The 10,342-nt window shown below is 38.6% G+C and carries 9 protein-coding genes and 1 pseudogene; 1 reads left to right on the top strand and 9 read right to left on the bottom strand.

Annotated features, from left to right (window positions below; translation table 11 throughout):
- The 8 genes and pseudogenes from AC1DSE_RS22435 to AC1DSE_RS22400 form a co-directional block, all read right to left on the bottom strand.
- A partial coding sequence (locus AC1DSE_RS22435; protein WP_477528213.1) for a protein kinase family protein occupies positions 1 to 376 on the bottom strand: 376 nt, incomplete at its 3' end.
- A 373-nt stretch (positions 377 to 749) separates the two neighbouring features.
- Positions 750 to 1,260 (bottom strand): annotated as a pseudogene (gene sigK, locus AC1DSE_RS22430) (RNA polymerase sporulation sigma factor SigK); the annotation flags it as partial.
- A gap of 135 nt (positions 1,261 to 1,395) precedes the next feature.
- A complete protein-coding gene (locus tag AC1DSE_RS22425; RefSeq protein ID WP_477528212.1) occupies positions 1,396 to 2,562 on the bottom strand; it encodes a DUF4317 domain-containing protein in 1,167 nt (388 codons plus the stop codon).
- Positions 2,563 to 2,776: 214 nt separating this feature from the next.
- Positions 2,777 to 3,880, bottom strand: a complete 1,104-nt coding sequence (locus AC1DSE_RS22420) for a hypothetical protein (protein WP_477509254.1) — start codon at positions 3,878 to 3,880, stop codon at positions 2,777 to 2,779.
- Positions 3,873 to 5,339 carry a DUF5677 domain-containing protein gene (locus AC1DSE_RS22415; RefSeq protein ID WP_477528211.1) on the bottom strand — a complete coding sequence of 489 codons (1,467 nt, stop codon included), beginning with the start codon at positions 5,337 to 5,339 and terminating at the stop codon, positions 3,873 to 3,875. Before AC1DSE_RS22415 ends, AC1DSE_RS22420 begins: the two co-directional genes overlap by 8 nt.
- Positions 5,340 to 5,367: 28 nt before the next feature.
- The gene (locus AC1DSE_RS22410; protein ID WP_477509256.1) at positions 5,368 to 6,657 is read right to left on the bottom strand and encodes a hypothetical protein; all 1,290 of its coding nucleotides are present in this window, start codon (positions 6,655 to 6,657) and stop codon (positions 5,368 to 5,370) included.
- Positions 6,658 to 6,916: 259 nt separating this feature from the next.
- Positions 6,917 to 7,855: a phage/plasmid replication domain-containing protein gene (locus AC1DSE_RS22405; RefSeq protein WP_477509257.1), complete on the bottom strand. Its 939-nt coding sequence runs from the start codon at positions 7,853 to 7,855 to the stop codon at positions 6,917 to 6,919.
- Positions 7,856 to 8,060: 205 nt separating this feature from the next.
- Entirely contained in the window at positions 8,061 to 8,219 is a 159-nt protein-coding gene (locus AC1DSE_RS22400) for a hypothetical protein (protein ID WP_477509258.1), read from the bottom strand.
- A 120-nt stretch (positions 8,220 to 8,339) separates the two neighbouring features.
- Here AC1DSE_RS22400 and AC1DSE_RS22395 point away from each other — a divergent pair, with 120 nt between their 5' ends.
- Positions 8,340 to 9,854 (top strand): recombinase family protein, encoded by a 1,515-nt coding sequence (locus AC1DSE_RS22395; RefSeq protein ID WP_477509259.1) that lies wholly within the window; start codon positions 8,340 to 8,342, stop codon positions 9,852 to 9,854.
- A 192-nt stretch (positions 9,855 to 10,046) separates the two neighbouring features.
- Here AC1DSE_RS22395 and AC1DSE_RS22390 read toward each other — a convergent pair.
- The coding region (locus AC1DSE_RS22390; protein ID WP_477528210.1) for a sigma-70 family RNA polymerase sigma factor at positions 10,047 to 10,342 on the bottom strand (296 nt) is incomplete at its 5' end.

Genomic DNA, 10,342 nt, shown 5'->3' with positions numbered 1-10,342 from the left:
TTGTTGCTGATAGCGCTCGTTGCTTGTCAGTTAATCCAATTGGAAACTCTCCGGATAAATAGGGGTAGCCTAGGAAGGGTGCAGGATAATTATAATCCCCTTCCCCAAAAAATAGTGGTATCGAATATGCAATGGAAAAATAATCTTTAAGCTTAGGCAGTATCTTTCCTTCCATCCTTAAAGAATTAATTGCAACTTCTCTTCTTGGAAAGCGAAATGCATATTCGGACCCGACAAGAAAAACAGTGTTATCCCAGCCATGCCCTAGTTTTTTTACACTTTTTGTAGCTAACTGCGGAAACTGACTGCTTATTAATTTATAAGCCAATTCTTCTGATACTTCCCATTCTGCATCCCATTGATTCGAACTTTCCATATCCCTTTATCTCCTCCTTCGCAAAAACAGAAAATCTGCTCACCTAACCTTGACCCATTTCCCACACATCATACCATGGATTTAATATTATGTTTGAGAACAATCTAACCGTCTTGTTCCGCTAAACTGCCCGTTCGCTTAATACCAGTACCTAAGCGTACACGATCATATCATTACAATCAATACCTTTGAGCCGCACCGTCACATCTCAATTATTGTTTCAGAATCATCAATATTAAGCACTCCACATGAGTGTGTAAACAGTAAAAAACCAAACGACATTTCTGCCATTTGGTTGCATTTATTGAAATAACATCTGGTCTCACTACTACATACGATAAGATCAAATTTAATATTAGAGCTCAGATCATTATCACCGCTTCGCCTTATAAAACTCATGATAAAGCTTCATGAGTGCTCTCTTCTCTATCCGCGACACATAGCTCCGACTAATCCCAAGCTCCTTCGCAATCCCGCTGCGTCCGCTCATCCCCGCCATGCTCCAGCCCGAAGCGCCCGATGACWACTTCCTTCTCRMGGTCATCAAGTATATCCAAATTCTTATATATCTTCGACTTTTCAATTTTCAACTGCACCTTATCGACGATATCATCCGCTTCAGTACCGAGGATATCGATCARCGTAATTTCATTGCCTTCCTTATCCGTTCCAATTGGATCATGMARWGAWACGTCTTTCCTAGTCTTCTTYAAAGACCGAAGGTGCATAAGTATTTCATTYTCGATACARCGAGCMGCRAATGTAGCGAGCTTCGTSCCTTTMCCRGTTTGRAAGCTCTCGATCGCCTTAATCAAKCCGATYGTCCCGATCGAGATCAAGTCCTCGAGATCCTCCCCAGTATTGTCGAATTTTTTGACGTTGTGGACACAACCTGATGTAAACCAAACGTCAACACATTCCAGCTCGTCCCCTTAAAATATTTTCTTTCCCCCAAGAACACATTATGCGCCGACCTATTCAAAGACTGCAACCGCATCAACCAACGCTGTCAACTGAGTCTATAACGTCTCTGTACTGAGCGTAAATCCTTCGATTACGGCATCTTCGTCGATCTCAATCAGGATGCATCGTTTCCCTTGATAATTCACCTGTCTCACATACTTTAAATCCTGCGGGYTGACCGAAATCGAGGCTACCTTTGTATCGATCTTAATCGATTTTGAAGTGAATTTCGGCATAACGCTGCTTGCCTTCATTTCATAGTTCCTATCGTCGACGATCGTTTGAAACGCGCGTTCCACTTTATCCGTCGTCACGTTATCTATGCCGCTTATTGTCAGCACACGTTCCACATCTTTATAATCCAACTTCGGGGGTTCTTCTTTATCTTCGTTGGTTTCGATTACTTGGTGGATCTCCTCGTACACCTGTGCGAGAGTGGCTACGTCGAGTTGTTCGCCCACCACTTCCTTCACGATGTCTTCGAAAATAGCCCTCTCTTCCATTGCCGTCATGGATCTTTCGGCATTTAAGACCTGTCCGATGAAGTGCGGATCTGGATAATTCGATTTTGCCGTACAATACAGAATGCGGTTCACATCGGAATAGTTATCCGTCACGCTAGGGTAAAAGAACCCGTGCTCCGGCGAACTTAACTTGATAATCGGATCTACAATGACATTGTACTTAAATTCCCTCTCCACATAATCGAACAAGAGAGTCTTCTTTTGCTTCTCCGTGGAATTCACGCTGCATAGAATGAACGGATGCGCGAACAGTTCGTCCTTCCCGCTCTCTTCAGCTTCTTCATTTCTGCCCTTGGTCGGCCGGAAATACTGTCCACGAACGAACGTGACTACTGTATCCTGTTCATACTTGGCATCCACCAACATTTTATCCACCAACAGCAGCATCAGGTCCTTCCATTCTTCAGGATTGCCTGTCGCCAAACCTTGATGAAGTATCACTCGCGTCGGATCCTCTGCTTCCTCCTGAAACTTCAACTCGAACAACTTCTGATCCAATTCTCCGGTCAGCAGTTTTTTGAAATTCCCCATATACAACTCCTGCTTCTCTCTATCCACCAGAGCAAACGCCTGGCTCTCCCAATGATAGACCTCGTTGCTATCCTTCATAATATACACGTTGAGAATGTCGTTAATATTCATCATATCGTGATCCAGCTTAAATTGCTTGCGTATATGCGCGACTTCTTTCTTTATCATGATTCGCTAGACAACTCCTAAGAAGTAAATTGGTTTTATCAGTATAAACGATATAACAACCCTTCGCTAGAAGGGCTGTTAATGTTACTTATCTTCAGTTCCGTTCCAAACCAACACAGCCACACACTCAATATGTGTTGAGTAGACAGTGTGAACAAATGAATATGATGTGCCCTTCACCAAGCCACTAATAGTGGCTTTTTTGTTTTCTTAATTATGCTGGTAAAAATAATGAACATTCTTCTTTTATTAGCGAAGCAATTTCACTGACTTGTAAATCAAAAACGCTTTCCCCATTACTCCGCGACTTTTCAATCACAGAATCAATAATACGATTCTCGGACACATGGGTATAAAAATCAGAGAATGTGATGGAGGAAAAATCATAATTCCCGTACATCTTTTGAAACATATAAGCTATGGCAGTCTGTTCTAAGAGTGTAACAGCTACTTTTTCTTCAGATATCATAGGATACGTAATTAATAAATAATTAAATACTACATCTGATCTAATGAAGGGTATTAATTTGTATGAATACGCTATTAGAATAATATCCATGATTTGCATGAAAAACTGCCCTATTGCCATTAAAAAAATCTCTGCATCCCCCATCCTTTGTCTTAAAACATCAAGAGACAGAGTATCATTTAAATTCTTTTCAATTCGTTCTTGCAGAGAAATAGAGACATCACTCTTATCATTGAGGATTAAATTATCAAGTAAATCTGCTCTGATATCTTGTTCTATCTCCTTAAGGGAATGATATTTATCTAAAAATTCTTCCTCTGTCGCACAGGGGTTAACAAAAAGGCTTGAGATAAACGAATAAGAGCTTTTCTTCAAAAAGGCCATTCGATCTTCTTGATCTTCCGAAAAGATATCATCCAAAGGTAGAACTATGAAATAGTTCGAGTACTCTGACAGGACATTTATGCAATCATTTACAACCTTGACTAAGTACTCCCTTACTCTCTTTTGTTTAATCGCGCTGCTTTCGGTTAAAAAGAAAGTTCTCATTTTCGAGACAGGATCTGTAAAAATACGATATTTCCCACAAGGTGCGAATTCATAGTGCCCATCATTTTTCAGATCAATATACATTGCTCCAGCAAGAAAACTACATTTATCATCCGTACTTATCTTCTTTAGAAAAAAGTCAATTATCTCATGTTTTCTACGCCAAAAAAGTGATACTTCCTCAAAGAAATATGCCAGTTCATTGTTTGTGATTTCTTCATCCATTATGCAATCGACATATTTACTTATCAGGTCTAAATATTCCTTTTGAATCTTAATGATCGGCTTCAATTCAATCATCTAGACCACCATACTTATCTTTAAAGAAGTCTGGAAATTCATAAAATGAAGATAACTGATTAAATAGTTTCTTCAGAACATACTCACAGTCATGTTCCACGCTTCTAAGTTTCTGCTCAAAAGTAATATCGGGAACAGTATGATACTTGTGAGAAGGATTATTACAGAAAATCATTGCACTTTCTCTAATAGCCCCCCACAGTCCATGAGTGAAGTTAGTATCATATTCATAATAAAGATCGTAAAGATCATTTTCACCAATGGCTTCAAATTTCTTTCTTACATTTTGATTATCAAATAGCCTTGTGTCCATATTAGTGAATTCTTCACCTTTATCTTCGTTAAGCAATGCTTCTAGTACAGGAAGGGCAAAGTGGTGTTTTTCGAGGTCTGGTTCAACTTCTCTAGCTTTGAGAATTACATATTTATACTTACCTATTCCGTATTCCTTAAAAGCCTTCCATATATCTGGTTGGTCTTGTTCTTTTAATGACATGTATTTCAAAGTCACATACACTTCTGTAATAGTCCTTAAGGCATTTCTACCTAAGATTCCATCTCCAATTCGACTTTCGAGCACTTCTTTATAAATCTTCAGTGCATAAGTTGCGATACCCAAGCAGACAGAAAATTTTTCATCCGTGAGTAGTGACTCTTTGTTATTAGACATTAAGTAGTCGATCGTATTAACGGCATCCTCTAAAAAAGACACACTTCCACCTACCTGTTCACCATAATCAATAATAAAAGATCTACACTTTGTTAATAACCCAAGACTATGCCAAAATTGTTTTGGAAAATCTCCGTTACCTTCTCTAAACCTTAAAGCCATTTCAGATGATCTAATTAACGGGCGATACAATCTCATTTCTAGATGGTCATGAGATAGTTTAGGATACTCAACTAATGCCTTTGTTATTTCCATCCCTCTAGCAAAATGAATTCGCTCAGCGAAAACGTTAAACCATAAAATTAGAAACCTTATATCTGTAGCTTCATTTGTTTGATGGAATAGATTTTTATCAATTACATTTTGAAGGGTAATGGTTTTATCATCTATTGATGTTTCGAAGTCTGAAAAATACTCATAAAAGAGAGCATGTTTGTCTGTACGGTATATTATTGTTAGAGGGGATAATACATCCCTAGTAGCCCATTTACATATTACTTCATAAAAAATCCGCTGTTTTTTGGGTTCTAGCTCAAAAATTTTCGATAGCATAGGAATGCACAATTCCTTATCTATCTTCGATAATTCCCCTGAAATCCTGCCAACTATATTTAGTCCATCTTCCCTGCCATACTGCTCTAGAATCAATGCTAACCATAAATATTCAGGTAACCACTCAATAGCCCATGGAGATAGAGAAAGTTGATCTCCTAGACTGCTATTAAATGGTGTATATAATACTCCTTTTTTGAATGTATGATCAGAGAGTTTGCTGAATTGCTTATCCATACCTATCACATCACAATCGTTATAATGATTATCTATTATTTAAGTATTCGTCTGCTATCTTTCTGCATATATCCTTTGAATCGTAATCAGTATCTATTAAATATTTAATAAATATATCTTCAACTTCCGTACTGTCTATTGATGCTAAATAACGAAAAGCTTCCTCAATTAGCACCTTCCAATTCGCATCATTGATAATTCTCTTTGACAGTTCGAAAGCTTTGTTGGGATCTTGCAATTGCAGCTTCTTAAATATCATCTCTAACTCAAACTCAGCATCATCATCCCGCCCAGCCATAATTTCAATGATTCGTTCATCTGAAACATCTCCCGCCATATCAGAAAATGCAATTGACAAATAATCAGGGTAAATCCTCTTACCAAAATCATTACCTTTGGGAGTTGCCCTATGTGCCCAAACGTTCTGACAATCATTAAGGATTTCCTCAACCTCTTGAACCTCAAGTTTCGATTTTCTCGAATCAAATAACTTTTTAAGATATTTATGAATTCTCTCGGGTTTACTAAATAAATTAAGATCATATATTTCACCGCCAGCATAAATTTTATCTGGCTTTTTGTCTTGATTGAATCCGAATCCTGTAACTTTTATTATTGTTAAACAATCGATACTTTTATTTTCTATATAAGCTGCGGTTGCTCTATGGTGTCCATCTAATAATGTGCTCATGAACCCCTCATAATAATAAGCAAGTCCTGTCATGGTTTTACCGTACTTTATCTGATCTAAGTAATAATTAACCCTTTCCTCATTCAAACAATTAACACTCTGAGAAGGAAGTATGAACTTTGGAGTGCCCGAGCTAACATGAAATTTATAATATACGTCCGCAGTTGCTTTATAAAGTTTCTTAGATTCGGGTAAATTCCAAAAAAAATTACCATCACCATCAGTTGGAATCATCTCTATACGTGTAAGCAAGTAATATCCATCTTCTAAAATGGAAAGCATAGGTTTAACATTTTCAAAAGTATAAGCTAAATCATTTTTTAGTTCTTGTGAGTATTTAATTGTATCAACAATGCTCGGATCAACTTTCTCTCTACCTAGCCCAATACTTAAAATCTTAGCGCATGTCGGACAGTACAGTTCTTCTCCGTAGCTGTTTATCAATGGTTTATTATCTAGTAACAAAAATCCGTATGTCTCGCCACTTTTATCCGTCCCGTACTTAGTGGACAATTTCCCTGTCCCTTTATTTATCCTAAATAGAAGGGCATCATTCCCCCATCTATTATGTGTACCAGGAATTAAATCCTCGAATTCAATCGGCTCCGAAAAATTAAAAAGCTTCACTCTATCACCCCTACAGATTCACCATACTTATATTGTAAGTTAAAACACCTTGTTGCTGCTACCAAATGTTTCCTTACATTTAAGAAAGCCCTGAAAATCCGTGTTTTGTTGCATCATGGTGCACACTCGTTTTTCTATTTTGTGTGCGCACCATGCACCAATTCTGATCCCATAGAGAGAAAGCAAGACTAAGGAAATTCAGCTTTCTGGGACACTCAACAATAAAAGAAGCCACTTCCATTATTGAATGGCAAGCGGCTCATATTATTTCATTGAGATTTAATGGGGGCAATTCCTTATCTGAATATATAGAAGCTATACCTAGTCTTACCAATTTATTAATACGCCTATCATAGGTAGTTTTAGACGGTTGATTTATACTTTGATCACCGAATAACATTTTGTATTCTATAAACCCCAGAAGCTGCCACGCTTTACTCTCTCCATATTCACTAATTAGTCGAGTCGCAACTTCTCTACGATTGGATACAGTTAAGTGATTATCTATTCCCAATCGATGCAAGTGCTTGAATATCATATCTTTAGCGACAGACTCCTTAATGAGTTCCCCCGCCCATCGGTTCTGCGAATACCTCACTAAGTTCTTATCAGTAATATTTGCTTCGAACCGAAGTATTCCAAGCGACTGCTCAATGACTTCAGGTGACCCTTTATGAGCTTTAATTTCTTGTTGCTTATCATAGAAACTCATACGTTTACTTCTGTTCTGCCATACGACCGTTTCCCCGTCGCCATATACGCAAGTAGAATATCTGGGAATATGGATATGAGAGAACGCCTGTATGTAATCCCTAACCGCCTCGCCTACTTGAAAGTTCCAGCACACGTCCATTCGTTGAATCTTCCAATAATACGACTCGTGCTTAGGGTAAGCGTAGAATTTATTCCTAAGGTAATCATTCAAGCGTTGGAAGAAGCGACTAATATCCATGTCACTGACCATGCGTACATTATGACCAAATAGAAACTTAGGAATAGATACTTCTACGGTCATTTTCTCCGTATTTTGATTGTACTTAAGTCTGACCGTTTCACCCTTCTTCTTGTATTCATATATCTCTCCAATCATGCCATTATCAGTTCTATTCTCATAGACATAGTTATTTGTCCAAGGTGCTCTATCTAATAGCTCATATACTATTTGATAGTCACCTGTCATCTTTACAGTGTCGATCATAGTATCCTATCCTATCTTTTCAATATTGAATAAGTTTTCTTTAGTGTTACAGACTTTATCCCCGCAACATCGATTCAGGGGAATGTCGTAAAGAAATCACTATCCCCGCATTCCATAGCTAGAAATAAAGGAAACTCCTAGCTATAGGGGGGGATAAAGGAACGGAAAATAATTAAAATGAATGACCAAATAAAAACTTGACCAGTCAATCATTCTTTGTGACACTATCCTCCAAGTTGGGAGGTGAAGCGTTGCATTTATCAATGTCTACTTGAATTACTTCAGAGCGAAGTAGAGCCGTTAAAACAGCTTCAAAAGCTTCTTGCAAAGATTGATTGCCGACATACTCTGATTGTGTGTTCATTTGGTTTCATTCTCCTTCAGTAAACCTATACGACAGAGAAGAAGGAGAGTTTAGCTCTAAACTTTGGTGAGGGCACATCGTATAGCGAATTTAGATACCCTACTTAGGAGGTAATCAGCTATGCGCTGTGCAATATACGCTCGTGTTAGCACCGAACTGGATAGTCAAAAAGACAGTGTCAGTCATCAGATTTCATTCTTTAACCGATTTGTTGAGGAAAAAGAGTGGACTATCTATGATATTTATAAAGACGAGGGAGTTAGTGGAACCAATATCAAGGGACGCGCTGAAATTCAACGTCTTATGAGAGATGCGAGGGGAAGGAAGTTCGATTATGTTCTGTTCAAATCCATCTCCCGCTTCGCCCGCGATATCCAAGATGGCATAAACATGAAACGAGAATTGGATTCCCTTGGCATTGGGATGATTTTTATTGAGCAGAACATTGATACAAAAACATCAGATGGAGAATTGATGTTCTCAATTCATCTTTCTGTTGCTCAACAAGAAAGCGAACAGACATCAAAGAAAGTGAAGTTTGGAAAGCGTGAAAAAGCTGCGAAAGGCAGGTATAATGGTTCCCTCCCGCCCTTCGGATATAAAAAAAATGGGGATCGCCTTGAACTTGACCCACTATATGCCCCCTTGGTCAAAGAAATATTTCACCTGTACCTTCATAACGATTGGGGGCTACAGAAGATTGCTAAACACCTTACGAAGCACGGTGTACCTACACCAAGATCAGTCTCAAAAGCTAAGAATGCGGGCTCTTTATGGCAACAAAGCAGTGTGAAGATCATTCTTACTAATCCTGCGTATATCGGGAATATGATTCAGAATCGCAGTGAAGTAACGAGTATCCGAACAAAAAATCGGAAAACAGTATCCCGAGAACAACAAACAATTGTCCTCAATACTCACCCCGCCCTCGTAACACAGGAAGAGTTCGAAGAGGTACAAGTAAAACTGGTGCTAAAAGGCAAACAAAGAAGCAACGGTCAGGAAAGTCTGTTTGCTCATATTGCCGTATGCGCTGACTGTGGAACAGGAATGCATTACAAAGATGATAGGAAGTCCTATCAATGTGGTAAATACGGTAAGTATGGAAGGGAATTTTGCAGCCATCACTTCATAAAAGCTGATAAACTGCTATCTATTGTCCTTATGGTTCTTAAGGAACTAACCGAGGAAGGTATCAATAAGTCAAAACTTATCGATGTCGCAAAAAAAGAAGCAGGGCAACACGTAGTTAGCTTTGATAAAGAAATGAAGGGTATCGAAAAACGGATTCAACAGCTAACTAAGAAGCAGAGTACCCTCTTAGACTTATTGAATGAAGGCGACATAACTAAAGACGAGTGGAGAACGCAAAATGAAGGTATACGGAATGAAGTAACGCTTCTGCACACTCGAAAACAACAGCTTCACTCAAACGTCGAAAAAGAAAAAGACATGGAGAGCCAAATCCATGCCTTCGAAAAGCAAATATCTAAATTAGTACAGCTTAACATTAAGGATGAGAAGATATTAAAGCAAGTCATCCATAAGCTCATCCACAAAATTGAAGTGTTCGATGGTAATAACATTAAGATACACTTCAATTTCTTAAATCCAAGTACCAAGATGGGGGCATAGGATTCAATCCTGCCCCCGCCATTTTAGCAACACTGTACACTCCACATGTGTGGAGTGTGTATACAGACAGAAAAAACCAAACGGCATCTCAGCCATTTGGTTTCATTTATTGATATAACTTCATGTAATCAAACCCTAACTTTATCGCTACATACGATAATGTCAGATGTACTATAAGAGCTCAGGCCATTCTTACCGCTTCGCCTTATAAAACTCATGATAAAGCTTCATAAGCGCCCTTTTCTCTATCCGCGATACATAGCTCCGACTAATCCCAAGTTCCTTCGCAATCTCCCGCTGCGTCCGCTCATCCCCGCCATGCTCCAGCCCGAAGCGCCCGATGACTACTTCCTTCTCGCGGTCATCAAGTATATCCAAATTCTTATATATCTTCGACTTTTCAATTTTCAACTGCACCTTATCGACGATATCATCCGCTTCAGTACCGAGGATATCGATCAGCGTAATTTCATTGCCTTCCTTATCCG

Source organism: Paenibacillus sp. 01L418 (assembly GCF_056400045.1).
Note: the sequence above shows the minus strand (reverse complement) of the source record. Positions and strands in the feature narration are given on the sequence as shown.